Below are 26363 nucleotides of genomic sequence, written 5' to 3'. Positions count from 1 at the left end.
GTATCAAGCCTGGTGAAGGTCTCGCCAATCGGTCGTGAAATCAGGTAAATTCAGCAGCAATAAAGCAATTCCGTCCTTGCCCTTTTGCCTGATACAGAACTTTATCAACAATGGAGTAAATATGCTCCGGTGTTTCCAGCCCAGTCGGATGCCAGGACACCATCCCCTGACTGACCGTCACAAAATCAGATGTCGTGGAACGGGTATGCGGGATGCCGAGCCGCTCAATGCATTTTTTCAGCCGTTCACACTCTTTAAGAGCGCGCTCCTGACCGCACTGGCTCAACAAAACCACAAACTCCTCGCCGCCATAACGAGCCACCAGCTCCCCGGCTCGACTGAAATTATCTTTCAGTTCTCTGGCCACCATTTGCAGGCAGCGATCACCTTCCAAATGACCATAATGATCGTTGTACGGCTTAAAGTGATCAACGTCGATCATAATCACCGTCAGTGCACTGTTACTCCGACCATGGGTCGAGATATATTCGGCCAGCTTGATATCCAGATAACGCCGGTTCGCGATTTTTGTTAATCCGTCTTCATTGACCTGCTCTGACAACTTTTCGTTCGCAATACTAAGTTGCTCAGACGTCGATTTCAGTTGATGACGCATATTTGCAATTCGCTGCATTGCTTTGAGCTTCGAAACCAGTACAATTTTATTCACGGGTTTCACCAGATAATCATCGCCCCCCATATCAATGGCCTCGGCAATCATCTCGGGTTCATCATGACCACTCAAAAAAATAATGGGAACCCATTCCGTATGCTGACGACGAAGTTGCCGGACGACCTCTACGCCATCCATATCCGGCATACTGATATCCATTAAAACCAAATCAGGTTCAAAATTTGGGTATCGCTGAATCGCTTCAGCACCAGAGCCTACCGCTTCAACGACATGTCCAAGACGTTGTAATCGCACCGCAAGTTGCAACCTTTCTACCTGTACATCATCGACCAGCAATATTCGCATTGCATCCATTTAGGCATCCTGTTGAATCTATTCCGCATTCTCTCTGACCATTTATAGCACAGAGTCATCATGAAAAAATTATGAGTTAATCAACACAACTCACATCCTCTGTGTTTCACAATCAAGTTCACACAGCTGTGTGCATTTCACAAACACACGGAAAGAAAGCGACCAGATTCTTCTCATTTGAAAAACTCATCTATATTGACATTTAGCACTATGTCATTAGCATTCGCTTCCTTTACGTTTATATCCTTAGGAATTTGTATGTCTGAGATTGAAAAGCAAGAACTTGACCAAGTTGAAACGACTGAGTACACACTGGACGATTGTTCACCGGAACTGCGCCAGGTTGTTGAATTTGAACAAGTGCCAGATGAATTGCTCAACATGCTGGTCAACGTATACAAAGTCTCAGAGCCTACATCACGTGAAGCCTGGGATGAGCTGCCTGCCAGTGCCCAGAATATTCTGGACAATTTTGAGCAGTTCCATGCCCTGGTTGCATTAAGCCAGAGTTATGCCGGTGTTGATTTTTTGGGCGAAATGCAAGAAACGCAACTGCCGGATCACATGAGTGAAGAAGAGCAAAGTGAATATAAAGCAGTGTTGCTGGACAAAGTTCTGCGTAACTGCGTTAAAGATCTGAGCAAGCAATTAAAGCAAGCGCGTCGCCATCCACCGATGAAGAAAGAATTTCAGGCTATCTTCAACAAATAATCACATTTCGTAGGGAGCGATCAGCTCCCTTTTTTGATCGATAGCATTCAGATCCGAAGAAAACTGCGGAATCGAACAATGTTTATTCACAGTTGAGATCATGTATTGGTCACTTATACTGAATGTTTTTGATGGCAGACTTCCAAAGACCCATGACTTTCCATTTATCCAAACTGGCCAAGCGGCCCCTCTTCCTGCTCCTGACACTGATTGTCTCCGGTTGTGCAACCTACGCAGGGTTTAACTTTGATCAACTTTACGGAAAGCCCGTCCCGCAGCAACGCATACTGCCAATAGAAACCAGTCAGGCACAACGCTACCTGAGTGAGGTCAAGCCTCTGATTGAGAATCGTTGTGTGGTTTGCCATGCCTGTTATGACGCCCCATGCCAACTTAAAATGTCATCCGCTGAAGGGATCGATCGCGGCGCCAATAAAGAAAAAGTCTATCAGGGAACCCGCCTGATCGCTGCGAACACAACCCGGATGTTTGACGATGCCCACAACACAGAGGCCTGGCGTCAGAAAGGGTTTCAGGCAGTCCTGAACGAACGGATGCAAACGCCGGAAACCAATACGCAACTCAGCGTGCTGGCTCGAATGCTGACGTTAAAGCAAAACCACCCGCTTCCAGACCAGAAAATTCTTTCCGGAGACTGGGATTTCTCACTGGATCGGAATCAGCAATGCCCGACCATTGAAGAAATGTCTGCTTATGAACAATCCTACCCGCTGTGGGGAATGCCCTACGGTCTGCCGAAACTGGCCGTTCAGGAACATCAACTGCTGATGGACTGGGTTGCAGCTGGCGCGCCGATGGCCACTCAAAATCAGATCCCGGAAGCCGCTAAAGCTGAAATCAGCAAGTGGGAAAGCTTCCTCAACCAGAATGATTTCAAACATCAGCTTACCGCCCGGTATCTGTTTGAACACTGGTTTGTCTCGCATCTGTATTTCCCGGATATTGCGACAGAAAACGGACAGACAACGTTTTTCCGCATTGTGCGTTCAAAAACAGCACCGGGACAACCTGTCGACCCAATCGCCACTCGCAGACCCTTTGATGACCCTGGTGTCAGCCGGGTGTACTACCGCATATTACCGGTTCGTGAAACCATTGTTGATAAAACACATATGCCCTTTTCACTGACCGATGATCGGCTGGCACGACTGAATGCCCATTTCATTACACCGGAATATACAGTCAGTGCATTGCCGGGATACCAGCCTGAGCTGGCTGCGAACCCATTGCTGGCATTTGAACAACTACCGGTGAATGCACGCTATCGATATATGATCGACAACGCGCAACACACCATCATGGGATTCATCAAAGGGCCTGTATGTCGCGGGCAACTGGCGCTGAACGTGATTAACGACAGATTCTGGGTTGTTTTCGTGGATCCGGATATGGCTGATCTGCCGAAAGTCGCCGCGTTCTACACCTCTCAGGCCAGCCACTTGCGCATGCCAGCAGAAGCTGAAAGCACCACGCTGCCTTTACATAACTGGATCAAGTTTTCCAAAGAACAAGGCAAATTTCTGCGGGCAAAAAATGCCTTCATGAATGAGACCTTCAAGCATGGAGAGCACCTCACCACAGATTTAATCTGGGATGGTGACGGCTTTAATGACAACGCGGCGCTAACAATTTTCCGTCATTTTGACAGTGCAACCGTGACCAAAGGCTTAGTCGGTGAACCGACGAAAACAGCCTGGGTGATCGATTATTCACTGATTGAACGGATCCACTACCTGCTGGTTGCTGGTTTTGATGTGTACGGCAATTTCGGACACCAATTACTGACCCGAATGTATATGGATTTCCTGCGCATGGAAGGTGAATCCAACTTCCTGTCACTGCTCCCCCCGGAAACACGGCGTGCAGAACTGGCTGATTGGTATCAGGATGCCGATCAGCATCTGCAGAAGTTCCTGCAAGGCGATATTAATGACTTTTCCCAGCCCTCAGGGATCGTGTACCAGACGAAACATCCGAAAGCTGAATTAATGGGTATGCTGAAATCAAAGCTGGCCCCCGTTGATCAGGATCTGTCCCGTTACTCACTGGCAAACGTGCAACTGAAAAAAGACAGCATCTACCAGCTGCAGGCACTGGCGAGAATACAAGGACGACAGGCGACACTGTACCCGGAACTCACCTTTATTATGGTGGAACCCGAGGATCCTGCCGTACAACCGCAGTTGCTGACACTGCTTCGCAACAGTGCGCATAAAAACATCTCAAGCCTGTTTGCAGAAGAAAAAAACCGCCAGCCCTCGAAAGATTCCCTGACACTGGTTCATGGCCTGATTGGCAGCTATCCGAGCGTTTTCTGGCGAGTCAAAGAGTCGGATCTGCCTGATATCGTTCAGCAAGCCAAGCGAATTTACAGTGAAGCGGACTATCGTGCACTGCTGGATAAAGTCGCGGTGCGCCGAACGGCTCCCGAGTTTTGGACGTTCAGTGATCAACTCAATGCGCTCTTTCGTCAGAACCACCCAATCGAAGGGGGATTACTGGACTACAACAGACTGGAAAATCGCTAATTCGACGCAGAAACCGGCTGAGTACAGTCGGTTTTTTCATCTGCTTCTTCGGGATGATAAACTCAACAGATTCATCCAAAAACAAAAAATTCAGTTCAGACAGGTCATCTCTCCTGCAATCTTCAGGTGACTGTCATCCATAAGAATGAACTGAAATAAGGGCCAAAGCGCCCCCATCAAGCAATGTGTAAGAGAATGATATGCAAGGTACTCTGAGTAAAATGCGCGCCTCGCTGGGCGATGTCGTGAATTATCAGCTATTGGTCGGCGAAGAAGCACTTGCGCTGAATCCGCTGATTGGTCAGCCGCTCCAGCTCACGTTCAGTGGCAACATCTACTGTGATGCCTGCGGCCGGAAAACCAAAAAAAGTTATTCTCAGGGACATTGCTTCCCCTGTATGAAGAAGCTGGCCCGCTGTGACATGTGTGTGATGAAGCCGGAAACCTGCCATTATGCACAAGGCACCTGCCGGGAGCCAGAATGGGGTGAAACGCACTGCATGGTGCCCCATTATGTTTATCTATCGAATACATCCGGCCTGAAAGTTGGGATCACCCGACACACCCAGATCCCAACCCGCTGGATTGATCAGGGTGCCACACAGGCACTTCCAATTCTCAAAGTGAAAAACCGGCACCTATCCGGATTGGTCGAAATCGCACTCGCTGAATTTATTGCCGATAAAACCAATTGGCGAGCCATGCTCAAAGGTGATGCGAAAACGATCGATCTGAAGTCCGAAGCAGCACGCTTACTGCCTGAAATTGAATCCAGATTGCAGGATCTCTTATTGCAGTTTGGCGCGGATGCCATTGAACGGCTCGATGAAGATGTCATCCAGATCAACTATCCGGTCGATCAGTACCCAACAAAAATCGCGTCCCATAACTTTGACAAAGATCCTGTGGTCTCTGGCGTATTACTCGGTATCAAAGGGCAATATCTGATTTTTGATACGGGTGTGATTAACATCCGTAAATTCACCAGTTACGACGTTTCTGTTGTGGTGCCTGATAGCCATCAGTAATACCAATCAAAGTAAGTCAATGATCAGAAATAGCGCAGGAAAAATGTTTGAGAACAAGGCAATTTTTTAGATAAGTAGTTATTTTACAATCAGAAAATCTAACGCAGTGATCGAACATTTGAACAAGCTAGGATGACCAGTGATTGACTGCGATTAGTATAAGACTCATCAAGACCCTGTAAATAATTCAGGCAGCCATTTCACGGCTGCCTGAACCTCAAGGCGTTTTATTGAGATTGAATCGAATCGAGTCGCATTTTACTGAGTCAGCTTTTGCTTCGGCTGAACATATTCCCGGGTCAGATCGACAATCGCAACATCACGTGTAAAATCAGTCCCTAAGCGAATCTCTTTGCCATCAACCAAAACAAAATCTGTCATATCATTCAGTTCACCCAGTCGGGTTCGAAACTGAACCACAGCCAATTTGTTTTCCTCACTGCCCTGCCAGCGAACAACCGGTAATTCGAATGCTTTACCTCGAGATTTAAACTTCACCCACGCCCGTCCATCCCGTTCAAACGGTGTTAACGCAGTGACCCCCAGTGTCGATTCCTTTTGATCGAGTTCGACATACGCACGAACGAATTTTTTCTCCGGGCTCAACCACACCCACTCCTGGCGTCCCAAAATCAGTTTGCCATCTTTTGTTTTCAGCACTGTTTTTTTAAGATAGGCCGGTTGGGGCTTAAGCTTCACTGCCGATGGTTTTGGTTTCGAGACAGGTTGCAGCACTGCAACCTGTTCACCCCGTCCATCTTCCACTGGCGTGGCAACTTCAGGCGGGCTGACTGGTTGGACGATCGATTCGGGTTCCGGCGGGATTCCATTCGTATCTGCAGCGTCTGGCGTTTGATGACTCTCGGTTGACACACACCCCGTCAATAACAGGGTTAAACACAATAAGCTCTTTTTCTTCATACAGCCGTCACCATGAATTCTGACTCGCAGGTATCATAAACAATTCGAGCATTTGGCTCAAAGTCTCCTTTTTAACACTTGGACAGTCGCTGGTAAGCTTTCATTTTATGCAGCAAGTGCTGCTCATCATACCAGCCAATATTCGAAGCATGCTTCGCATCATCCCATAAGCTGAAATACCATCGTCTGGCCTCATAGCCTTCGGCTAAAGGAGATTTGGCGACATAGCGTGACATCAGGTCCAGTTCTGGCCGCACATCATTCAAATGAAATAAGTCAAACTCACGATGTTTTACACCGGCATCCGCCGGGTCTAATATCGCTGTGACCCGATACGTTTCCGGATCAAATAAAACATTGCCCAGATGGCAATCATCATGCACAAAAGAGGGAACATCGTTCATCGGCGACAGCACTTCAACACGCGACTCCCATAATCTTTCGTACTGTTTCTTTAATTCAGTTGAGAAGGGAGAATTCTGGCTTGTCAGATATCTCAGGACAGGAGACATCCAGGTCTCAAACGCGGGTATGAAATGCGCATCATATTGATTCGCCATTAACTCAAAGCCGTGATCCTGAGGCTGATCATGCATTTCAATTAACAAATCTGTCAGGTGTTCAGAAAAAATATCAATCGCTTGTTTTTTCTGAGGCAACTCATAAGCGGGCACCCCCTCCACCCAGTCCATCACAATATATTCCTGCCCCTCTTCCTGACCGAAAAATATAACTTCCGGCACTTTACAATCAATCAATAGTTTTAAACGCTTTAAAGCCTGGATTTCTTTACACAGCCTTCCCGGCTGGCGACAAAACTTGATGACAACACGTTGCTTCTCTGATGAAAGGAAGGCAACCCAACCATAAAATGTTGATTGTAAATTACAAAAGTCAGGACACCTTGAAAAAAGGCTCCGAAACGCCTTAACAGCAATTTGGTTCAATTTTTGTTCTTGCATAGATTTCCTTTCTAACGCCTTGAACTTATCTCACTGTACGACTCAAAATAAGGTATACAGGTCCTCCAGACCCACTCGCCTTGAATATCTTCTTGATTCGATGGTTCTACAGTGAAATCAATGAGTACTTACCCTTATATTTTTTCTGCTTTCCAAGTCAGGAAAGCGTCGCAATTCTGTTACAAATGATACTCACTTCAAAGCCACGCAACTGAACTTCGCGATACAAGCCCCAAAACTGGAAAGCTGCCAACAATCCGTTCGACATCCTGTGTACTTCACATTTCTTCGATTGCAATCCCAAGTTCATCAGACAATTGCGCTAACTGAGCATCGTCATCTAAATGAACAGACCAGTGAACACCACTCCCACTGGCCGTCAACAGAACAGGCTGACGAATCAACCGGATATCATCCGTTCTGGCCTGCAAAGTCACTCGGTTTTTCCCCTCAAGCCGAATCACCAACTCATGCTGATTTGCAATCACTCTGCCCTGACTGAAATTCAGGTTCATGATGTCACCTGCTTTTTATGGCGTAAAACCGCCATCGTCAGACGGCTGGTACAAACTAACTGCTGCCGTTCGTCGGTGATTGTGATCTGCCAGACCTGCGTCGTCGCTCCCAGATGTACCGGTGTTGCTGTCCCTTTCACGATGCCAGTCCGGACAGCACGCACGTGATTCGCATTGATATCCAGACCAACACAGTATTTTTCCTCATCCACACACATGTTTGCCGCAATTGAACCTAAAGTTTCCGCAAGCACGACGGAAGCACCGCCGTGTAACATGCCAAAAGGCTGGTGAGTCCGGTTATCTACTGGCATCATTGCAGTTAAGCTATTGTCATCAAAAGCACAATATTCGATGCCGATATGTTCAACCAAGGTGTTTTTGGACGACCGATTCAGATCTTTCAGGTCAAATTGTTTTTGCCAGATTGACATTCACGTTCCTTAGCCATTGTTATTCGCCCATCAGCATAGCATCTCTGAATTTGACTGATAAGCGGAGGATCTCATGACATATACTAAAAATACAAAGGAGTGAACAGGATGAGAGCAATGCATACATTTCGCCTGTCCGCAATGATAGCAACGAGCCTTTTTATTGCGGCCTGCAGCAATTCTCCAACAGGCAGACAACAGGTTCTGCTGTTTTCTGAGCAGGATATGTCAACGTTGGGTGCACAGTCCTTCGAACAAATGAAGGAGAAGGAAAAAATCAGCTCAGACAGCCAGGTCAACCGTTATGTACAGTGCGTCACGCGAGCATTAACGACTCAACTGGGCCATCAGGATGGTTTCCCAGGATGGGAGGTTGTTGTGTTCGACAGTGACCAGGTCAATGCCTTTGCGCTGCCTGGCGGTAAGATTGGTGTTTACACAGGGTTACTCGATGTGGCTGAGAATCAGGACCAACTCGCGACTGTTATCGGTCATGAAATTGGGCATGTGTTGGCCAAACACAGCAATGAGCGTCTCTCTCGTTCCCAGTTAGCCAACCTCGGCTTGCAGATTTCCAGTGTTGCGCTCGGTGGCACAGAATATCAGGAAATGGCCATGGCCGGATTGGGACTCGGACTTCAATATGGGATACTCATGCCTTACGGCAGAGCGCAAGAGTCAGAATCAGACATCATTGGTCTGCGCATGATGTCACAGGCTGGGTTTGATCCCCGTGAAAGCGTTACCTTATGGCAAAACATGAGCAAAGCAAGCGGTGGAAATCAACCGCCTGAAATCCTGTCTACACACCCTGCTCACGCAACCCGTATTGATGATCTGCGGGCAGAAATAAATCGTTTACCCCCATCGACTGCCAAGCGCCCGAATTGCCCAGCCCCAGTTCGTTCATAGAAGACATCATGTGCTGAACAAGGCATCCGCTTCACGCAGGATGCCTTGAAAGAGAAGCGCTTGTGATTCACTCCATCCTGTTTACAGCGCCAACCAGGCATCTTTCGAAGCCCAGCCGGTGCCCGGGGCATATGCACCACCAAAATTACACCATTGGCTGCTTGGGTAAGGCCGGCACTGATAGCGCTGACCATCGGCTGCCAAAACAATCGTCCCCGGACGATATTGCCCCAGACCATTCGGATAGATGAAGTCATACTGACCGCCACCGTTCTTATCCAATGCCGTCGCCGTCGCATGCGCTTCGACTGGCCCTTGAATCTGGTCTGCAAGCAGCGTCACAGTGACACCCGCCTGACCTGCGGCACTTGCGCCGAATTCAACCCGAACAGCACAGCTTTGATTCTGAGTTAAAGTCGCCACTGAACACGTATCTGAAGCAACGACAGCAGCATCAGTCACACCCGTTGATTTGGCAATTGCCTCGCTGATTGAAATCGGAGCCACGCCGGTGTTGGTAAACTTGAATTCGTGCTGGCGCAGTTCACCCACATGAAAATCAGGCAAAACAACTTGTTTTTCATAGCTCAGTGCAACAGGTGTATCCGTTCCTGAAATCACCGTATCAACCCAATCCCTTAAAGCCGCGATATCCGAGTAGACACCATATTGATTCGGTCGTGCACAACCAATTCCCCAACTGACAATTCCCAACTGCGTGATTTGCCCGTTTCGTTTCACGATGATCGGTCCGCCACTGTCCCCCTGGCATGAATCTTTTTGTCCCTGAGCATACCCGGCACAGAAGTTATCCAGACCGACATTCTGGTAGCTTCCCCCACCTTGCTGACAAACCGCATCGCTGACCAATGGCACAGTGACTTCCTGCAGTATCATCGGACTAGTGCCGTTCTCAAACAGTCTGCCCACACCGGCAACCCGTAAATCATCACCAATCGAGACATACTGAGAGAGACTGCCTGCGGCTATTTCAACCGTTGGGGCAATCACATTTGAGGTAAGTTTCAGCACTGCAATATCATTGGTGAGCGTTGCACGCCGATACTGTGGGTGAATATGGATCTGGCTGATTTCGGCACGAATCCCATCGTGACCATTATACTGGTGGGCGCCAATTTTAACCGCTATGTCCGAGGGTCGATCATTATCGACACAATGCGCTGCTGTCAGGACATAACCCTCACCTAGATAGCTGGCACCACAAAATGGCCGATTCCCATTTCTGGAGACTATCTGGGTAAAAAACTGCCAGTCCTGAGCCACGGCATCCGTTCCACCCACAATACGCGGGCTGTAATTTACATCAAACTCATTCACACCGGTTTCAGCCTGTACCGGCAATGAGGCAAACACTGCAGCCAGTGTCGCTAACGGAAATATTCTCTGCTTCATGATTAATCCTTTAAATCAGTGAGATTTCAGCGCAGAACTGCGCGCAACTCAAATTGACTGAAATCAGAGAAACATGCCTAACTTTTAATCAATCATGGAATTTATAAGAGAATAAACATGAAAAACCTGGATCAAAGAATCATCGTTTCATAACGTCGATCGCAAAATCTCAAAAACAAACAGGCCTCGCGTCAGGAGGCCTGTTTTATCCGAAAGTTGAATTGTGTTATTGGCCATTATCCATGGTCATGCCAGGCATAAAGGCTTCCACACGGCGGTTTTGCGCTCGGCCGTCCTCAGTATTGTTCGGCGCTATCGGATCACGCTCACCAAAGCCTTTAATCTCAATCCGATCCATACCAATGCTAAAGTATCCGGCAAGGTAACCGGCAACCGCTGCCGCCCGTTCTTCAGAAAGTTTCTGGTTATAAGCCGGCTTACCTGAAGCATCGGTATGCCCAATCACCTGTAACTTACTGTCAGGATATTTCACAAGACGATCCGCAATAGGCTGTAACCTGTCAAAGTCTTCCTGTGTCAGCTGGCTGCTGTCAAAATCAAATGGCAATGCCACCCGAATCGGCTGAATGGTTGATGGCGGCAATGGGGCTGGCTCAGGTAATGGCGCAGCTTCTTCAACAACTGCGGCTGCAGCAGGCGCTCCCCAGTGATACACCAGACTCAAACCATAGAAATGGATATCAGCTTTGCCCGGCTCACTACGGCCAACCTGATTGTAATATTGGTATTCAAGCCGGGTAGACAGGCTGGGATTCATAAAGAATTCAGCACCGACACCTGCAGTACCGGAAACACCATCACCATCTGTATCATTCACTGAATTATCGACATTAAAAAAGAAAGCCCCGCCTTTCGCATACAAATCGATTGCATCCGATACAGGCCAGGTCAGCTTCGCAACCAAATCCAATCCATAAGCTTCAAAGCCACCGCTTGCCAAATCATAATCGGCTTCTCCAAGATAGGTATAACCACCTTCTAAGCCAACTAATGGAGAGAATTGATAACCAAGGAATACCCCACCACCCCAGTCATCCTGTCCGAAATTACTTTTCTGACCATCCAATGCACCATCGAAACTATTAAAGTGCGTCCCACCGACCCGGGCACCGAAATACCAGGGATTCTCTGTGGCAGCATAGGTTGCACCGGAAAGAAAGATCGCCAACGGAACGAATTTCACTATTTTTATCATGATTATTTCCTTGTTTTCATTTCACCACTACCAACTAAGGGTTTAGACACAGAAGGCCAATTTGACAAGGGAATGAGCAAGTTATCTCGACGCTTTATCTTTTCTAAGACATTTTTTCGACGGAAATAGAATATGAGCAGCTTCCACTGAAATGAACGATTGATGGTCTGTTCAAACCGTCATTCATAGCTCTTCATGCGGACAAACAGCACAATGCGCCATTTGTATACAAACATCTCGATCGCTCCGTTCGCAAAGACGAAGGACAAAGAATTCACGGGAATTTACAATGTAAATTATTTCTGACAGAAAAATGTACAAACAGTCCTTTGAACGCGATTACACGGTTTCAAAGCGTGCCAATGGTGAGTAAAATGCCGGGTACGAGATTTGAAATGATGATGAATTCCCATTGAATATGACTGACGCAAGCAATACCCCCCCCAATAACCATCTTAAAATCGGGGTGATTGGCGGAGGAATGGCTGGTTCCACCATTGCCCTTCGGCTTGCCGAGCAAGGCTTCGCTGTAAGTCTGTTTGAAGCAGGTCCAAGCTTAGTGAATGGTCCGCCAATCTGCCATCTTCATGCCGGTGGGAATTTATATCGGGACATTTCAGATCAACAGTGTCTGCAACTGTTGGAGCAATCCATCGAGACACTACGCGTGTATCCGCACAGTGCCAACATCCGTCCAACCGTCATTGCTGTACCACGCAAGGATCCAGAACATCCGGAACATCTCATTCCACGTCTCAAGCTGCTGAAACAGCGTTATCAGGCACTCGTGACACAAGATGAATGCAATGCGGTTCTTGGGCACCCTGATGAATATTTTCGACTGTATTCCCGAGAAGACATGGAACGGCTTGCACAGCGGGAGCTCCCCGATTGCGCTAAGACTGCCGATGACTGGATGATTCCGGTCGCCCGACACTTAGATCTGAATAACTTCCAATATCCTTTTGTCCTGGTACAGGAATATGGTGTCAGCGTCTTCCGGCTTGCCGCGACCGTTTCTCTGGCGCTGGATGCACTTGGTCATTGTCAGGTACATACCAGCACACAAGTCACCGGTCTGGCGCACTTACCGCAACCAAATCAATGGCGGATCACCTATCAGTCTTTTGATGAAAACAAAACTGATGTGATCAGTCGTGAGATCGAGGTTGATTATGTCATCAATGCCTGTGGATATCGTACTGGCACACTGGACAATCTGGCATCGCACCCTCGTCAACGTCTGGTGGAATTTAAAGCCGCATATGTCACCCACTGGCAAGACAGCCAAGCAGACTGGCCCGAAGTTATTTTTCACGGCCAGCGTGGTACGCCTGAAGGCATGGCACAGCTCACTCCCTACCCTGATGGTTATTTCCAGCTCCATGGCATGACGCCGGAGATCACGCTGTTTCAGGATGGTCTTGTCCGCAGTACTGCAACAAGTGCACAACCCGAGCTTAGCGAATCATTCAAAGCCAAGCTGAAAAACGGCTGGCAGCCCCAGGAAGCTGAAGCACGTACTCAGCGTGCAATCGCTCATCTGGCCCAATTCATTCCGGCGTATCAGTCCGCGGTGATTGGTGGTCCGCCACTTTTTGGCGCCCAGCAAATTCCGGGGGATGACCCGTCCTTACGCGCCGCAGACGTCTCGTTTGCCGGGCAACGTTATGCGAGGGCTGAAATTGTAAAGGCATCTTCGGCACTGGCGGCAGCCGAACGAATTCTGGAACAATTGGTCTGCGAAGGGATGATTTCAGAGTCAGCAAGTGGCGCCTGCAATCGCTGGGAAGAACGCTTTTCAACCACACAACAATTGTCGCTTGAGGCTATCGTGGAAAAAGCGGAACAACTGGCTGCCGCGCGTTGCTTCCCGACAGCACTTGCGCTCCCCGTTGGACAACTTAAAACACCTGTCAATGACTGAGTGCAGTCATCAAGGCCATTGCTCAGGCAGGGAAGAAAATTGCCAGCCAGAGTGTGTCCTCGTCCGGTGAAGTCCAATTGACCCGGTGACGGCAATGGGCTGGCAAAAAAAGCCCCTGACCCGCTTTGATCTGGACTGGAGGCCGCGCACCATCAAATGCAAGTTCGGCCTGTCCCTGAATCACCATGACCCATTCGTTGTCTTCCTGATCATACCAGTCTCCATCCGGGGTCTGGTGTCCTCTGGACACAATACGTTCCACGCGTACATGGGGAGACACAATCAAGTTCTGAATGCATTCCTCGGGTAAATGCACCGGGATATCATCCAGTAAATTCTGAACAGACACCTGATTCATCTTGCACAGGTCCATGTGCCACCTCTCGCAGGAAATTACTCGGATTGATTCTCGGGTAATGCGACTTCAATTTTCTGGTTCAGGACGTCGAGTTCTTGCTGAAGCGCCGATTTCTCAACCTCAGCTTCTGCGACTTTCGACAGCTTCTGCTCGTACCGATCGCAATCCGCCTGAGACACCCAATTCCAGCTTTTGCCAGATTTGAATTCTTCACAGGGTTTCTTGAATTCATCTGCGACACGACGTGCCTGCTTCAGGTCCGATTCGGCCTGATTCAGTTGTTTCTGAAGCTCTAATTGCTGCTGGTAAAGTGCTTTGGAGTTAGACAATACGCTTTGCTGTATTTTCGTCGCTTGCGTCAGGGTCTCCACTTTGGTGTCCAGTTTCTTTTTGCTGACTGCCAGTTGCTGCTTTTGCTGTTTAAGAGAAGCTAACTCCTTTGCATGCTCTTTTTGCAATGCATCCAGCGCAAGCTGCTTTTCTTGCAGAGCCTCCTGCAGTGTTTTCACTGCCAGTGCTTTATCAGTCTGGAAGGATTCCAACGTTTCCAAACGCTCACTCAGGCTTTGAATCTGCTCAACCTGCTCGGCATTTTGTACTCTCAGGGTTTGCAGTTCTGCCGAATGAGGCTGTTGCCGGATATAACCTATTGATGACGCCAGTACAGCGCCTGCAATGACCCCTGCAACCAATGCCACCTTCCAGTTCGACATCAAAACCATTCCATACTCCTAACAGGACAAGCAATCATAAACCGGCAAAGCCTAACATACTCACTTTCATGGATGTCAGAACAATTTCAATATTATAATCAATTGATTCTATGATGCTCAACTCAGCGCATCTCACCCGTCAAACCTTCATTTATCCGCGATATTCGCTTGTTCTACCCCGGTTCACAAAACACTATCTATCAGGAGATCACTCGCAATTCCGTTGACAGACTCTGCACCGATATCATGTAAGCCTTCAGGCCAGCCGCATTCCTGCAGCCTGTTCCATCACCTGCACTGCAACCACAAAAATTTCACTTATGGTGCTTTAACTGATTTGAAATGATTCAAAGGACATCACGCATGAAATACTCTGTTTTAGCATTCCTGATTACACTGACTTTATCGCCAGTGTCTCAGGCAACACCGGGATTCAGTGTCATGAAAGCCACGGCGCTCAGTGGCTCAGAACCAGAAATTGACCTGCCCAAAGGCAGAAGACTCTCAGACTATTGGGTCAGCGAAAAGCTGGATGGAATCCGAGCTCACTGGACAGGTAAACAACTGCTGACACGGTCTGGTCACCCCATCATTGCGCCGCACTGGTTTACCGAATCCCTTCCTGACTTCCCACTGGAAGGCGAACTCTGGGCTGGCCGTGAAAACTACCCGCTGGTGATGCAGACCGTACTGGATGGGCAGCCGAACGACTCACAATGGCGAAAGATTCAGTTCATGATATTTGATGCACCGGCGCATGACGGAACATTTGGAGAACGCCACCAGCATTTCAGTAAACACGTCGCCCAATTGGATCTGCCGCACGTGAAAGTGCTCCCTCAACAGAAAGTGGATACCGTGCTGGCACTGGACAATCTGCTGACTGAAATAGAAAAACACGGCGGTGAAGGACTGATGTTGCACTGGGATGCACAACGTTACCAGCACGGTCAAACGGATGGCGTCCTCAAGTTAAAGCGTTTCCAAGATGCCGAAGCCACGGTCATGGGCTATGAGCCAGGCAAAGGTAAATATCAGGGGATGATGGGTGCAATCTGGGTCAAAATGGCGGGGCACCCTCCGTTTAAAATCGGATCAGGGTTCACGGATGCTGATCGCCTGTCTCCCCCGGCAATCGGCAGCCAAATCACTTTCAGACACAATGGGTATACAAGCAATCAGATTCCAAGATTTGCCCGATTCCTGAGAATCCGTCCGGATGGACTTTAACAAAATACAAGTGTAAAAAAGGCCTGATGTCTCAGGCCTATGTGCATTCCGTCAAATCAAAGCAATTACTGCATTTTAAAGATTTGATTCGCTTCCAGATGAGTCATCCGGCGAATTGAACGCCACACATAATAGAAAATTCCAAACATCATCAGCATGGATGGAATTGCAATCATCGGGTAACTCAGCAGCGTCATCTCACCAAGCTCTTCATTAAAGGCTTCAGAGCCCGCCGGGCTGGTGACAATCGTGGTCGCAAGCACGTAATTCATCACGGCAGAAAACACAAAAGTACTGGCAAACAGATAATTAGACTGCGTCAGACACTTGTTGAATTCAGCCTGTTTATCATGCTTGTTCAGATGCTCTTTAATCAGATCAAGATTCAGGACCGTGTCATTAAAGATCATTTTCGTGACAATCGGATAGCGGGTAAAGGTAGAACCGAATACAACCAAACCAATTAAGCCAGGAATCAGGGCTTCTTTAATGGCAAGCCATTGCGTATCCAGCTCAAGTAAACCAATTCCCCCGGTCAGCAGGACACTGATAAAGCCCAGCAGCGAGATAAAATTGAATTTCTTATGTTTAAGGAGTTCATATCCCCCGAGAACGACCGGGAAAGCCAAAGCAAGCACAAGTGCATTTACCGGACCAAGATAGTCCTGACCACTCAGTTTCATCAGAACAACTGAGGGCACAATCACATTAAAGATAAGATCGGTAAGCGGGTTCGATTTTTTTTCAGTCATATTGAATCAAGTACATTTCAGAATCGCCACATTGTTTCGCCATTTTCCCGCAATGTAAAGGTGAAACAGGTTACAAGGTATATTCCAGCCCGGGAAATGAGACAACCTCCCTCTTATGCGGGCTGTAGTGCCACCCTTGACTTTTCAGTCTGAACGGCACATGGTCTAGGCGGTGAATCTCCTGCCCCACAGAACGACTAAACTTCTCATGTAAAAGATATTCATCATCAAAAATTGAAAAGGATATTCCTATGTTGGATCGCAATAAAACCGCACTTGTCATTGTCGATGTACAGGGAAAGCTGGCGACACTTATGGATGACGCTGAAACCTTATTCAGCAATCTCTCTGTCATGACTCAAGGCGCAAAAGCATTAGGCCTGCCGATTCTCTGGCTGGAACAATTACCCGACAAACTTGGCCCCACAATTCCGCAAGTTGCTGAACACCTAACCGATCTTTCCCCCATTGCCAAAAACTGTTTCAGTGGTTGCCAATCCCCGGCCTTCATGGATGCTCTGAAATCATCAGGCTGCCACAGTGTTCTGCTTGTTGGAATTGAAGCGCATATCTGTGTTTATCAGACGGCGATGGATCTACTGGACAAAGACTTTCATGTGGAAGTGGTCGCAGATGCTGTTTCTTCCCGGATTGGCAATAATAAGACCATTGCGCTGAACCGCATGTCTCAAGCTGGTGTCACGCTCAGCAGTACAGAAATGGCGCTCTTTGAACTGCAGCGAGTCGCCTCGGGTGAAAGCTTCAAAACCATCTTAAACCTGATTAAGTAACCCCGTTTTCGCGTAACAAATGCTTCACAGAAGCATTGATTCACGGGTCAATGCAGGCTATCTTATTTTCATAAGAAAAATAAGATAGCCACTGCGCCATCTCCCTTCACATTCGGAAAACGGCCCATGTACGCAATTACCCATATCAGCGTGTTCAATGGCAGCACGATTGAAAAAGACCAAGCCATCCTGATTGACGGCGATACCATCAATGCCATCCTGCCTATGTCCGTTGCCGAGCAATCCCAGATCATCCCGGCAGATACACTGGATGGTTCCGGGCTTCTTGCCACAGCAGGTTTCATCGATATTCAATTGAATGGTTGCGGCGGTGTTCTGCTCAACACAGATATCTCTCAGGCCACCTTAGACACCATGAATGCGACCAATCTGCGCTTCGGAACAACGCATTATTTACCAACTTTTATTACCAGCCAGTCTGAGTCTCTTTCTGAAGTCATCGCCTTGGCAGAGAGTATTCACGAACCCGCCAATCAAGGCATTTTAGGGTTACATCTCGAAGGCCCGTTTATCAGCAGGCAAAAGAAAGGGGCGCATCAGGAAGACTGTATCCGGGAGCTGGATGAGCAGACTGCACATTTTCTCGCGTCGCATGCCGACCGCATCAAGGTCATCACCCTCGCCCCGGAACAGTGTGATCAAGCCGTGATCGATATCCTGACGCAAGCAGAAATCATTGTTTCCATGGGTCATACGAATGCCAGATACGCCGATCTGATGGCCAAAAACGGCATTCAGATGGCAACGCACCTCTTCAATGCTATGAGCCCGCTCGATTCGCGGGAACCCGGTGCGGTCGGTTATGTGTTCGACCAGAAACCTTTTGCGGGCATTATTGTGGATGGCATTCATGTCGACTACGCAGCGGTACGAATTGCGCACCAGCTTTTGGGAGAGCACCTGTTTATGGTCACAGATGCTGTGACGCCAGCCGGAACCAACCTGACCGAATACAACATGGCGGGGATACCGGCTTTCGTCACCGATGGAAAATGTCACTATGCAGATGGCACCATTGCTGGCGCAGCGATTACTATGATTGAAGGCGTCCGAAACCTGATTCAGCATGTAGGGCTCAGTCTGGAAGAAGCCTTGCGGATGGCCAGCCTGTACCCGGCGAAAGCCTTGGGCATTGATCAAAGCTATGGTGTGCTCCAACCCGGTTACAAAGCCAATCTGACATTACTGACCGAGACGCTTGACGTGGCAGCCACCGTTCAAATGGGTCAGCGTCACCCGTTCTTACAACGCTAAGGTACTTCCTTTCCCCAAAAAACCAATCAGGGCCGTTTCAAACGTCCCTGATTCAGATTCGTTGCTGTCCCTACCACTTCGCGTTAAGCGCGTGCAGCTTCAAGACGGTTCAGTTGAAACTCACGTAGCTTAAAGTAGCCATAAGTGGCAACAATCGAGAAGAACAGATAAGAGAGTGCAAACACGAATGGTGAATGAATCACCTGATTCTCAAGGCCCCACATCACGCCAAATACAGTCACACCCAGTTTTGCCATTAATCCGGTCAGTAACAGCAAAAAAGCCATTTGCGGGTATTGCGTTGAACGAAAAGCCAGCCAGTAAGCGACACCCACAGCCAAAGAAGCGACGCCAAAACCAGCCATAAACGAATGAAAATGCTCACCCGAGAGCACACCAGCAATGACTGAAATCAGAAGAATGAACAAGAATTTCATCAACACCTCACTGAAACATCCAAGAACAACATCACATGCCAATTCTTAGGCTGGCCGCTTCATTTCCGGGTATTGTTCCAGCTTTTCTGGCGAATTTATAGTCACCTTACGTACCAAAGATGTTGTCAAAATGTTTCAAACTCATGCATTTACATTTTGAAACATGATAAATCAATGACAGATAAGCGCTTCCAGGCAAAGGTTAAAAAAAGGTTAACAAACATTCATTCAGACAAAAATCATCCAAATAGTGACTTTTGAAAAATAATATTTACTCTTTGAGGTAAGGTTGCCGCCAGTGTCAATGAGTTATGTTACTGAGGCTATGAATTGCGGGATGAAATACTGAATTTGTCACAAATACAGAAGAGTTCTCAATTTTGTGAAGCCCGGTTCTTCATCGAGATAACAATTGGAAAGCCTTGTCCAGGCTTCGACTCATTGAAACTGAGATATTGCTCTTAGCTTTTATCGATCTTTATGACTTTAACTTGCAAATCTCTATAATTTCCTGAAATCCCAAATAAATACTCAACGTATCGGATCACAAGATGACGACCATTCTTGATGCAGTCGATCTGCGAACACAGCTTGTTGGAGAAAACCGCCTGGAGCTACTGATTTTCAGGCTCCACTCAGCGCAACTGTTTGCGATTAATGTCTTCAAGATTCGCGAAGTTGTGAAACAGCCTCATTTACATTCCCTGCCGGGCAGCCACCCCAGTGTATGTGGTGTCGCGACAATACGCAGGCAATCGATCCCGATTATTGATTTACGGCAGGCGATTGGTGTCCGGGCAACAGATGAAAACAGTGAAACCAACCTGATCATTACTGAGTACAACCGAAGTGTTCAGGGATTTCTGGTTGGACAGGTCCTGAACATTACCAATCTGACCTGGCAAGATATTCAGCCGCCACCACTGCATGCCGGAAAAAACAATTACCTGACGGCCATTACCCGTGTGAAACGGGATAATCATGAACGGCTGGTCAGCATTGTGGATGTCGAAAAAGTGCTGGCCGAAATTGTCTCTTACAATACAGAAATCTCAGACGCCGTGTTAGATCAGACACTCGTCAGTCAGCTTTATGGACAGAAAGTACTGATCGTGGATGATTCATCAACCGCGCGCGCTCAGATCCGCGATACCCTGTCACAATTGGGCCTTGAAGTCATTGAAGCAACCAATGGCAGGCAAGCTCTGGACTTACTGAAAACCTGGTGCAATGAAGGCAAAGATATCTATCAGGAAATTCTGATGATGTTCACGGATGCAGAAATGCCTGAAATGGACGGCTACCGTCTCACGCATGAAATTCGCCAGGACCAGCGGATGAATGAATTGTTTATCGCGCTGAATACATCACTGAGTGGCAGCTTTAATCAGGCCATGGTCGAAAAAGTCGGCTGTGATCGCTTTATCTCCAAATTCCAGCCCGATCTGCTGGTTGAAGTGGTACAAGACAGATTGAGAGAGAGCCTGCAGTCCTCCGAAGCACGCTGAATGCAGGCATTACTCATTAAATGCTGGGCGTTAACAGTAAATTATACTCAAGTGAAGCACGGTCATCTTAAAAAGAAAGACAAAATGGGAATCAGGGGCCAGTGGGCCCCCGTGACGCAATGATCGTCTGATCGGATTCACTGATATTCGCATGTTCCGTATGCTGCCATGTTTCATGGTTCACTCCTTTTATCTGCATCAGATAATTCATTGAAGATGTCGACTTATCCCCCTTAATCGCCAACTGCAAAGTAAATAACACCATGATTGCAATCGGAATCAGACAACTGCTGAGTGTAAAACGCGTAGTCGTATTCATAGCCAGCTCCTACTGCGATTGAGCCGTCTGGACCGGACCTTGCTGGCTGCGCAAAGTGACTCGGCGGTCAAAAAAGTCATACTCGCCTGTTTCGTCAACCTGCAGTGGCTCTTCTTCACCATACGCAATGGTCACAATCTGAACAGGATTCACCCCGCGTGATTCAAGATAATCCCGGACACGGTTCGCTCGCTCTTCTGACAGCGACAGGTTTCGCTCTGTGTCGCCGCGACGGTCCGCATAGCCAGACAGCTCCCAATTCACTTCGGGTGATTGCTTCATTAATTCAGCGATTTCATCCAGCTGGGACTGAAAATGAGGCTCTATCTTTGCAGAACCTGTACGGAAGTGCACATTCATTGCCAGCGCTAAATCCCGTTGTTGCTGTGTCACTCGCAAACTTGCAAGCTCCTGCTGCAACGCACTGTAGCTCTCCTGAAGCGGTTCCAATTCTGCGTTGCGAACATTGAGGTGATTAATCGTTTCCGCCTGATGCTCCAATTGGGCTTGCTGTGAAATGATATACCCATCCTGACCGACAGCTGTCCCGACTATACCGCCCACCATAGCACCAATCACGGCACCGACAGGCCCCCCGACAATCACGCCCATTGCTGCACCGGAACCCATCCCAACCCATTGTTCCTGCTGAATTGGTGCCTGAACATCTGCAGAGGCTGCATGAGCCTGGCCCGAACCTGCTGACATTGCCGCAACGACCACCAGAGACAGCGCATGTTTTTTCATCATCGTTTTCATCAATCTTTCCTTCATGTGTGTTTGAGTATTCAACGAGGCCACCCAGTGCATTGCTGCCGTGGTGTGCCGATGAGTGAATTAAACCAAGAAGTTCTGGCTTCAAGCGGGATGAAAAAAGGCAATGTGCAGATGAATTGTGGCAAAAAAATGGCAATTGCATCTGAGCATGCATTTGCACTTTTTTAGCCTTTGAGTTGCGGTATAGTCTGCATTATTCAAAATGAAGAACGAAGTAGCAGATGAAGCAGATCGCAATTGTTGAAGATGAAACAGCCATCCGGGAAAACTACACCGATGTCCTGAAAAAACATGGCTACGCTGTGCAGGGCTATGCTGACCGGTTGCAGGCTCAGGCCGCATTTGAAGTGAAACTCCCGGATCTGGCCATTATTGATATCGGGCTCGGACATGAAATTGATGGCGGATTTACGCTGTGCCAGTCCTTACGAGCCTTGTCCCCCACTTTGCCGATCATTTTTCTGACCGCCCGCGACAGCGACTTTGACACCGTCTGTGGCTTAAGGATGGGGGCTGATGATTACCTGACGAAAGACATCAGCCTGCCACACCTGATCGCAAGAATTGCAGCATTGTTCCGTCGCAGCGAACTGCTGGCCGTCCCCAGTTCAGCTGAAACGTTGCTCTACCGGGATGCATTGACGATCGACCAGAACAAGATGCAGATTTTCTGGCGGGAACAACCCATTGATCTGACCGTTACAGAATTCTGGATGGTGTATGCACTCGCAAAACGTCCGGGACATGTTCGCAGCCGGCAAGATTTAATGGACGATGCCAGAGTCGTTGTTGATGACAGTACCATTACCTCGCACGTGAAGCGTATCCGCAAAAAATTCCTGCAGCAGGACCCTGATTTTGACCAGATCCACACAGTCTACGGGATGGGATACCGATGGGGCGCCTGATTCAGCGATTTAAGATTGGCCTGCGCGTCAAAATCATCATCATCGCCAGTTTGTTACTTACATTGCCATGGTTTGGCTATCGATTCGTGCTTGAAATGGAAAAGTTACTCCGTCAGGGTCAGGAACAGACCCTGATCGGCACAGCCAGAGCCATCGCAACTGCACTTAACGAGCGCCCTGCGCTCTTCAGTCAGCAAGCCAGTATGCAGCCCAAAATCCAGCAAGGCAGGGATCTCTACATTTATGATTTACCCTCGACGATAGAAATCGATGGCCAGCTCGCAGACTGGCCGGACGATCTGCCCACCAAAATGCAGTATTACGGTCAGCCTTTTGTCTTGTTCAGCACACGTCCGGATCTTCGCAAAGAACACGGGTTTTATTTGATTCTCGGCAGTGCACAACAACACATTTATGGCGCGCTGAAAGTGAAGGATGGACATCTCATGACACGCCGCTCGGGCAGCTTGCGTGTCGACCGGAATGACCATCTGACCCTCTCACTCACCACGCCGGATGGCACGTTTGAGCGATATCTGATTGCGCTGGAAAGCGATGGGCAAACCTCGGTCTGGCAAATCACAGATGAGTTGGACTCACCGGATTTGTATTCCCCTTCTGCATTGATCCAGGCCCGATGGCAGCCGAGCAATACAGGCTATGACCTTGAATTCAGTGTCCCTTCTGACCATCTGGGCCAGAAACTGGCCATTGCCGTTCATCAGGTTGATCAGGCAACAAGCCGGGATGTTGAGCGGGTCATCGCAACGTCGAACCCGAAATCAGAACGAACATTAGGCACCGTGTTACTGCCTTCACCGGAAATCGAACGCATTGTTCAGGGAATGGGACACAGCAGCTCACGGATCTGGGTGTTGGACCGGCATCAGCGAGTCCTGGCGCAGTCCGGGGACATCCGTCATTCCGATGGCGTTTGGGCGACATCCATCCGTTACGATGAAGCATCGGAAGGGATTCAGTCCTGGATTGAAGAGCACGCGCTCCGGCCGTTGTACTATACCTTTTTGCTGGATAAACCGGAGCCGTTTGATGATCAGCCCGCGAATCCGGCCAGACTTCAGGGGGTCCACATTGATCAGGCATTACATGGCCGGGGGTATGCACACTGGCGTCCTTCTTCAGACGGCAATGCCATGATCCTGTCCGCCGCCTATCCTATCTGGCTGCAGAATCAGGTGATGGGGGCTGTTGTTGTTGAAGAATCCACCGCCGGGGTCCAGACCCTCAAAAACCGAGCTCTGGAGCAGCTGTTCAATGTGCTGCTGATTATCATCCTGATTGCAGCAGTCATTCTGTTTCTGTTTGCGTCCAGTCTGTCGAACCGCATTCGCCAGCTCCGGGATCAGGCTGAACAATCCATTGATGCACAGGGCCGGATTCGGGAAGCCATTGCATCGTCCACCTCCAGAGATGAGATCGGGGATTTATCCCGCAGCCTTGCAGATATGGTGAGCCGGCTCAGCCAATACAACCACTATCTGGAGAATTTATCTTCGCGCCTCTCCCATGAGTTGAGAACCCCGGTTGCTGTCGTCCGTTCTTCTCTGGATAATCTGGCCATGGTTCAACACGATGAAGACTCGCAGAGATATATCGACCGGGCTCAGGAAGGTATCCGGCGATTAGGCACGATCTTGTCCAGCATGACGGAAGCCACACGGATTGAGCAAAGCTTACAAGGGGCTGATCGGGAACAATTCGCATTGGATGAACTTGTCCGGGGCTGTATTCAAGGCTATCAACTCGCCTTTCCAGATGATGAATTCCGAGTGATAACAACAGATTCAGCGATGATGATGCACGGGGCACCTGATTTTCTGGCCCAACTGCTGGATAAACTGATTGCGAATGCAACAGAGTTTAGTGAACCCGGAAACCCGATTGAAGTGACGCTGTCACAAAATCAGGCGCATGCGCAGCTCTCAATCAGTAATCTGGGGCCATTACTGCCAGAGAACATGACCAATCAGTTGCTTCATTCCATGGTTTCAGTTCGCAATCAAGCGCACCAAACCAAGCCGCATCTTGGATTAGGACTCTATATCGCCCGGCTGATTGTGGAATATCACCATGGGCAGATCCACATCGACAACCGGGATGACCGCCAAGGGGTCACGGTGAGCATTACCTTGCCACTCGGCCCCATCCACGGTCACTAAACCTCAGAACAGCCGGTTACTCCGGCTGTTCTGTTTCAGGTTCTGAGACAGACGGCGATGTTGCTTCATCTTCCAGAGAAGTCGCTTCAGGCATCCGGGTATCCGCCTGTGCGGTTAACTCTTCCTCTCTGGCATACATCGTCAGATACTGGTTTTCGCACACACTGGTTGAAACCCGGTCGGAACCATAAGTTTCCGTGCAACGTTCCATATAATCTTCATAAGACATCAGCCGGCTTTCTGACTGAGCGCCTGCCACGAACATTCCGGAAACAACCAGCGTCGCCAAAAGCACACTGTTCCATTTCATTGTGGTCACCTTACGACAAGTCGAGCCTTTCAGGCTCATACTTAGAGTTAAGCAAATCGACGACAAATTTCGACCGGATATTGAGACATTTCATCATTTATCCGGTTAGCGGGCTGGTTTGCCAGGAACAATCACAAACTTTTACTCAGAAGCAACAAAGTGCGCATACCGTTTTGACGCTGAAACGGTATAATGCCCCCACTTTCATAAAAACGATTCCTGAGTTGTAATGAGCAAAGTATTTACATTTTTAAAAGGTTTAGCGATGGGTGCGGCGGATGTCGTCCCGGGTGTATCAGGTGGCACAATTGCCTTTATTACAGGTATTTATGACACCCTGCTTGAAAGCATACGACGTATCAATCCGAGCCTGATTTCCCTTTGGCGTCAGCAAGGGATAAAAGCCGTCCTGAGTCATATTAATGCCGGGTTCCTGATTGTTCTGCTGGCGGGTATTCTGACCAGCATCCTCACGCTGGCTCGTGTGATCACCTGGATGCTTCATACCCATCCGATTCCGCTTTGGTCGTTCTTTTTCGGCCTGATCCTGATTTCTGCAGTGCATATGTTCAAACAAGTGCAACACTGGGGGCTGTCACGCATTGTGTGCATTCTTGCCGGTGCTGCTTTTGCTTACGGGATTACCGTGTTGCATCCAATCGACATGGCTCCGACCGGTACAAACGTGATTTTGGCCGGTTCGATTGCCATCTGTGCCATGATCCTGCCAGGCATCTCCGGCAGTTTTATTCTGCTGCTTCTGGGAATGTATGCTCCCATACTGGCGGCAGCGAAGTCGCTGCAACTTGGGACACTGGGCCTGTTTGCGACAGGCTGTGCCATTGGCCTGCTGTGTTTTTCTCACGTCCTGTCCTGGCTGCTCAGGCATTACCGCGACCTGACCCTGACGTTTCTGACGGGGCTGATGCTGGGTACACTCAACAAGGTGTGGCCATGGAAAGAAACACTGACCTGGCGCACGAATTCCAGTGGCGAGCAAGTCCCACTGCTGGAACATAATCTATCGCCCTTCAGTTTTGAACACGTCACGGGCCAGCCGGCCTTACTGGCGTATGCAATTCTGGCCATGTTACTGGGCATTTTCCTCGTGTGGGGGCTGGAAAAGTTTACCGACGCGTAACCCATCACCAAGACCACCGTGTGTGGTCTTTGTTTTATCTGACTGCTTCTGCTGAAAAAAGCGTGATACCATACATCAGTTGATGTTC

At 48.6% G+C, this 26363-nt stretch carries 26 protein-coding genes; 12 read left to right on the top strand and 14 right to left on the bottom strand.

Annotation, left to right across the window (positions count from 1 at the left end):
* Positions 1–40: 40 nt before the first annotated feature.
* The gene (locus Q4579_RS10830; RefSeq protein WP_303564165.1) at positions 41–979 is read right to left on the bottom strand and encodes a diguanylate cyclase; all 939 of its coding nucleotides are present in this window, start codon (positions 977–979) and stop codon (positions 41–43) included.
* Between the two features lie 267 nt (positions 980–1246).
* Here Q4579_RS10830 and Q4579_RS10825 point away from each other — a divergent pair, with 267 nt between their 5' ends.
* The 3 genes from Q4579_RS10825 to Q4579_RS10815 all read left to right on the top strand — a co-directional run bounded on the left by Q4579_RS10825 (position 1247) and on the right by Q4579_RS10815 (position 5276).
* A complete protein-coding gene (locus tag Q4579_RS10825; protein WP_303564007.1) occupies positions 1247–1699 on the top strand; it encodes a DUF3069 domain-containing protein in 453 nt (150 codons plus the stop codon).
* A gap of 131 nt (positions 1700–1830) precedes the next feature.
* A complete protein-coding gene (locus Q4579_RS10820) occupies positions 1831–4248 on the top strand; it encodes a fatty acid cis/trans isomerase (protein WP_303564005.1) in 2418 nt (805 codons plus the stop codon).
* 200 nt (positions 4249–4448) lie between these two features.
* Complete coding sequence (locus Q4579_RS10815) at positions 4449–5276, top strand: DUF2797 domain-containing protein (RefSeq protein WP_303564003.1); 828 nt, start codon at positions 4449–4451, stop codon at positions 5274–5276.
* 258 nt (positions 5277–5534) lie between these two features.
* Here Q4579_RS10815 and Q4579_RS10810 read toward each other — a convergent pair whose 3' ends face one another.
* From Q4579_RS10810 to Q4579_RS10795, 4 genes are all read right to left on the bottom strand, one after another.
* Positions 5535–6197 carry a RimK/LysX family protein gene (locus Q4579_RS10810; protein WP_303564001.1) on the bottom strand — a complete coding sequence of 221 codons (663 nt, stop codon included), beginning with the start codon at positions 6195–6197 and terminating at the stop codon, positions 5535–5537.
* 71 nt (positions 6198–6268) lie between these two features.
* Complete coding sequence (locus Q4579_RS10805; RefSeq protein ID WP_303563998.1) at positions 6269–7159, bottom strand: phosphotransferase; 891 nt, start codon at positions 7157–7159, stop codon at positions 6269–6271.
* Between the two features lie 278 nt (positions 7160–7437).
* A complete protein-coding gene (locus tag Q4579_RS10800) occupies positions 7438–7674 on the bottom strand; it encodes a DUF3389 domain-containing protein (protein WP_303563996.1) in 237 nt (78 codons plus the stop codon).
* On the bottom strand, positions 7671–8108 hold the full coding sequence (locus Q4579_RS10795) for a hotdog fold thioesterase (protein WP_303563993.1): 438 nt from the start codon (positions 8106–8108) through the stop codon (positions 7671–7673). The genes Q4579_RS10800 and Q4579_RS10795 overlap by 4 nt, the downstream gene beginning before the upstream one ends.
* Positions 8109–8225: 117 nt before the next feature.
* On the opposite strand from Q4579_RS10795, the gene Q4579_RS10790 reads away from it, so the two are divergent.
* Positions 8226–9020 (top strand): M48 family metallopeptidase, encoded by a 795-nt coding sequence (locus Q4579_RS10790; RefSeq protein ID WP_303563990.1) that lies wholly within the window; start codon positions 8226–8228, stop codon positions 9018–9020.
* Between the two features lie 81 nt (positions 9021–9101).
* On the opposite strand, the gene Q4579_RS10785 is transcribed toward Q4579_RS10790, so the two are convergent.
* Positions 9102–10433: a trypsin-like serine protease gene (locus Q4579_RS10785; protein ID WP_303563988.1), complete on the bottom strand. Its 1332-nt coding sequence runs from the start codon at positions 10431–10433 to the stop codon at positions 9102–9104.
* A gap of 226 nt (positions 10434–10659) precedes the next feature.
* Positions 10660–11649 (bottom strand): OmpA family protein, encoded by a 990-nt coding sequence (locus tag Q4579_RS10780; protein ID WP_303563986.1) that lies wholly within the window; start codon positions 11647–11649, stop codon positions 10660–10662.
* A gap of 418 nt (positions 11650–12067) precedes the next feature.
* On the opposite strand from Q4579_RS10780, the gene Q4579_RS10775 reads away from it, so the two are divergent.
* Positions 12068–13576 (top strand): FAD-dependent oxidoreductase, encoded by a 1509-nt coding sequence (locus Q4579_RS10775; protein ID WP_303563983.1) that lies wholly within the window; start codon positions 12068–12070, stop codon positions 13574–13576.
* 22 nt (positions 13577–13598) lie between these two features.
* On the opposite strand, the gene Q4579_RS10770 is transcribed toward Q4579_RS10775, so the two are convergent.
* Together Q4579_RS10770 and Q4579_RS10765 are read right to left on the bottom strand one after the other, a co-directional pair.
* On the bottom strand, positions 13599–13949 hold the full coding sequence (locus Q4579_RS10770; protein ID WP_303563981.1) for a cupin domain-containing protein: 351 nt from the start codon (positions 13947–13949) through the stop codon (positions 13599–13601).
* A gap of 20 nt (positions 13950–13969) precedes the next feature.
* On the bottom strand, positions 13970–14647 hold the full coding sequence (locus tag Q4579_RS10765; protein WP_303563978.1) for a chromosome segregation ATPase: 678 nt from the start codon (positions 14645–14647) through the stop codon (positions 13970–13972).
* Positions 14648–15010: 363 nt separating this feature from the next.
* Between Q4579_RS10765 and Q4579_RS10760 the strand changes: the two genes are divergently transcribed.
* Positions 15011–15877, top strand: coding sequence for a DNA ligase (locus Q4579_RS10760; protein WP_303563976.1), 867 nt, complete (start codon positions 15011–15013; stop codon positions 15875–15877).
* Between the two features lie 65 nt (positions 15878–15942).
* On the opposite strand, the gene Q4579_RS10755 is transcribed toward Q4579_RS10760, so the two are convergent.
* Positions 15943–16629, bottom strand: a complete 687-nt coding sequence (locus Q4579_RS10755) for a VC0807 family protein (RefSeq protein WP_303563974.1) — start codon at positions 16627–16629, stop codon at positions 15943–15945.
* Between the two features lie 251 nt (positions 16630–16880).
* Between Q4579_RS10755 and Q4579_RS10750 the strand changes: the two genes are divergently transcribed.
* Together Q4579_RS10750 and nagA are read left to right on the top strand one after the other, a co-directional pair.
* Entirely contained in the window at positions 16881–17420 is a 540-nt protein-coding gene (locus tag Q4579_RS10750; RefSeq protein WP_303563972.1) for a hydrolase, read from the top strand.
* A 126-nt stretch (positions 17421–17546) separates the two neighbouring features.
* Entirely contained in the window at positions 17547–18695 is a 1149-nt protein-coding gene (nagA, locus tag Q4579_RS10745) for an N-acetylglucosamine-6-phosphate deacetylase (protein WP_303563971.1), read from the top strand.
* Between the two features lie 83 nt (positions 18696–18778).
* Here nagA and Q4579_RS10740 read toward each other — a convergent pair whose 3' ends face one another.
* Entirely contained in the window at positions 18779–19132 is a 354-nt protein-coding gene (locus tag Q4579_RS10740; protein ID WP_303563969.1) for an NADH:ubiquinone oxidoreductase, read from the bottom strand.
* A 551-nt stretch (positions 19133–19683) separates the two neighbouring features.
* On the opposite strand from Q4579_RS10740, the gene Q4579_RS10735 reads away from it, so the two are divergent.
* Complete coding sequence (locus Q4579_RS10735; protein ID WP_303563967.1) at positions 19684–20640, top strand: chemotaxis protein CheV; 957 nt, start codon at positions 19684–19686, stop codon at positions 20638–20640.
* 91 nt (positions 20641–20731) lie between these two features.
* Here Q4579_RS10735 and Q4579_RS10730 read toward each other — a convergent pair whose 3' ends face one another.
* Positions 20732–20959 carry a hypothetical protein gene (locus Q4579_RS10730; protein ID WP_303563965.1) on the bottom strand — a complete coding sequence of 76 codons (228 nt, stop codon included), beginning with the start codon at positions 20957–20959 and terminating at the stop codon, positions 20732–20734.
* 9 nt (positions 20960–20968) lie between these two features.
* Entirely contained in the window at positions 20969–21718 is a 750-nt protein-coding gene (gene pdsO / locus Q4579_RS10725; RefSeq protein WP_303563962.1) for a sortase-associated OmpA-like protein PdsO, read from the bottom strand.
* 239 nt (positions 21719–21957) lie between these two features.
* On the opposite strand from pdsO, the gene pdsR reads away from it, so the two are divergent.
* Positions 21958–22644: a proteobacterial dedicated sortase system response regulator gene (pdsR, locus tag Q4579_RS10720; protein WP_303563960.1), complete on the top strand. Its 687-nt coding sequence runs from the start codon at positions 21958–21960 to the stop codon at positions 22642–22644.
* Complete coding sequence (pdsS, locus tag Q4579_RS10715) at positions 22632–24824, top strand: proteobacterial dedicated sortase system histidine kinase (RefSeq protein ID WP_303563958.1); 2193 nt, start codon at positions 22632–22634, stop codon at positions 24822–24824. The genes pdsR and pdsS overlap by 13 nt, the downstream gene beginning before the upstream one ends.
* Positions 24825–24840: 16 nt before the next feature.
* Here the strand turns inward: pdsS and Q4579_RS10710 are convergent, their stop codons facing one another.
* Entirely contained in the window at positions 24841–25134 is a 294-nt protein-coding gene (locus tag Q4579_RS10710) for a hypothetical protein (RefSeq protein WP_303563955.1), read from the bottom strand.
* 229 nt (positions 25135–25363) lie between these two features.
* Here Q4579_RS10710 and Q4579_RS10705 point away from each other — a divergent pair, with 229 nt between their 5' ends.
* Positions 25364–26275, top strand: coding sequence for a DUF368 domain-containing protein (locus Q4579_RS10705; protein WP_303563952.1), 912 nt, complete (start codon positions 25364–25366; stop codon positions 26273–26275).
* The last annotated feature ends 88 nt before the right edge of the window (positions 26276–26363 follow it).

Origin of the sequence: Photobacterium sp. 1_MG-2023 (assembly GCF_030547945.1) — a bacterium.
Lineage (GTDB): Bacteria > Pseudomonadota > Gammaproteobacteria > Enterobacterales > Vibrionaceae > Photobacterium.
This window is presented reverse-complemented; position numbering and strand designations above follow the sequence as displayed.

Coding starts and splice junctions, on each gene's coding strand:
- Q4579_RS10750 (WP_303563972.1), top strand. CDS start 16,881: ATGTTGGATCGCAATAAAACCGCACTTGTCATTGTCGATGTACAGGGA.
- pdsO (WP_303563962.1), bottom strand. CDS start 21,718: ATGAAAACGATGATGAAAAAACATGCGCTGTCTCTGGTGGTCGTTGCG.
- Q4579_RS10825 (WP_303564007.1), top strand. CDS start 1,247: ATGTCTGAGATTGAAAAGCAAGAACTTGACCAAGTTGAAACGACTGAG.
- Q4579_RS10785 (WP_303563988.1), bottom strand. CDS start 10,433: ATGAAGCAGAGAATATTTCCGTTAGCGACACTGGCTGCAGTGTTTGCC.
- Q4579_RS10760 (WP_303563976.1), top strand. CDS start 15,011: ATGAAATACTCTGTTTTAGCATTCCTGATTACACTGACTTTATCGCCA.
- Q4579_RS10815 (WP_303564003.1), top strand. CDS start 4,449: ATGCAAGGTACTCTGAGTAAAATGCGCGCCTCGCTGGGCGATGTCGTG.
- Q4579_RS10820 (WP_303564005.1), top strand. CDS start 1,831: ATGGCAGACTTCCAAAGACCCATGACTTTCCATTTATCCAAACTGGCC.
- Q4579_RS10830 (WP_303564165.1), bottom strand. CDS start 979: ATGCGAATATTGCTGGTCGATGATGTACAGGTAGAAAGGTTGCAACTT.
- Q4579_RS10810 (WP_303564001.1), bottom strand. CDS start 6,197: ATGAAGAAAAAGAGCTTATTGTGTTTAACCCTGTTATTGACGGGGTGT.
- Q4579_RS10805 (WP_303563998.1), bottom strand. CDS start 7,159: ATGCAAGAACAAAAATTGAACCAAATTGCTGTTAAGGCGTTTCGGAGC.
- Q4579_RS10790 (WP_303563990.1), top strand. CDS start 8,226: ATGCATACATTTCGCCTGTCCGCAATGATAGCAACGAGCCTTTTTATT.
- Q4579_RS10765 (WP_303563978.1), bottom strand. CDS start 14,647: ATGTCGAACTGGAAGGTGGCATTGGTTGCAGGGGTCATTGCAGGCGCT.
- Q4579_RS10780 (WP_303563986.1), bottom strand. CDS start 11,649: ATGATAAAAATAGTGAAATTCGTTCCGTTGGCGATCTTTCTTTCCGGT.
- Q4579_RS10710 (WP_303563955.1), bottom strand. CDS start 25,134: ATGAAATGGAACAGTGTGCTTTTGGCGACGCTGGTTGTTTCCGGAATG.
- Q4579_RS10775 (WP_303563983.1), top strand. CDS start 12,068: ATGACTGACGCAAGCAATACCCCCCCCAATAACCATCTTAAAATCGGG.
- nagA (WP_303563971.1), top strand. CDS start 17,547: ATGTACGCAATTACCCATATCAGCGTGTTCAATGGCAGCACGATTGAA.
- pdsR (WP_303563960.1), top strand. CDS start 21,958: ATGAAGCAGATCGCAATTGTTGAAGATGAAACAGCCATCCGGGAAAAC.
- Q4579_RS10735 (WP_303563967.1), top strand. CDS start 19,684: ATGACGACCATTCTTGATGCAGTCGATCTGCGAACACAGCTTGTTGGA.
- Q4579_RS10755 (WP_303563974.1), bottom strand. CDS start 16,629: ATGACTGAAAAAAAATCGAACCCGCTTACCGATCTTATCTTTAATGTG.
- Q4579_RS10705 (WP_303563952.1), top strand. CDS start 25,364: ATGAGCAAAGTATTTACATTTTTAAAAGGTTTAGCGATGGGTGCGGCG.
- Q4579_RS10740 (WP_303563969.1), bottom strand. CDS start 19,132: ATGAAATTCTTGTTCATTCTTCTGATTTCAGTCATTGCTGGTGTGCTC.
- Q4579_RS10770 (WP_303563981.1), bottom strand. CDS start 13,949: ATGGACCTGTGCAAGATGAATCAGGTGTCTGTTCAGAATTTACTGGAT.
- Q4579_RS10800 (WP_303563996.1), bottom strand. CDS start 7,674: ATGAACCTGAATTTCAGTCAGGGCAGAGTGATTGCAAATCAGCATGAG.
- Q4579_RS10730 (WP_303563965.1), bottom strand. CDS start 20,959: ATGAATACGACTACGCGTTTTACACTCAGCAGTTGTCTGATTCCGATT.
- Q4579_RS10795 (WP_303563993.1), bottom strand. CDS start 8,108: ATGTCAATCTGGCAAAAACAATTTGACCTGAAAGATCTGAATCGGTCG.
- pdsS (WP_303563958.1), top strand. CDS start 22,632: ATGGGGCGCCTGATTCAGCGATTTAAGATTGGCCTGCGCGTCAAAATC.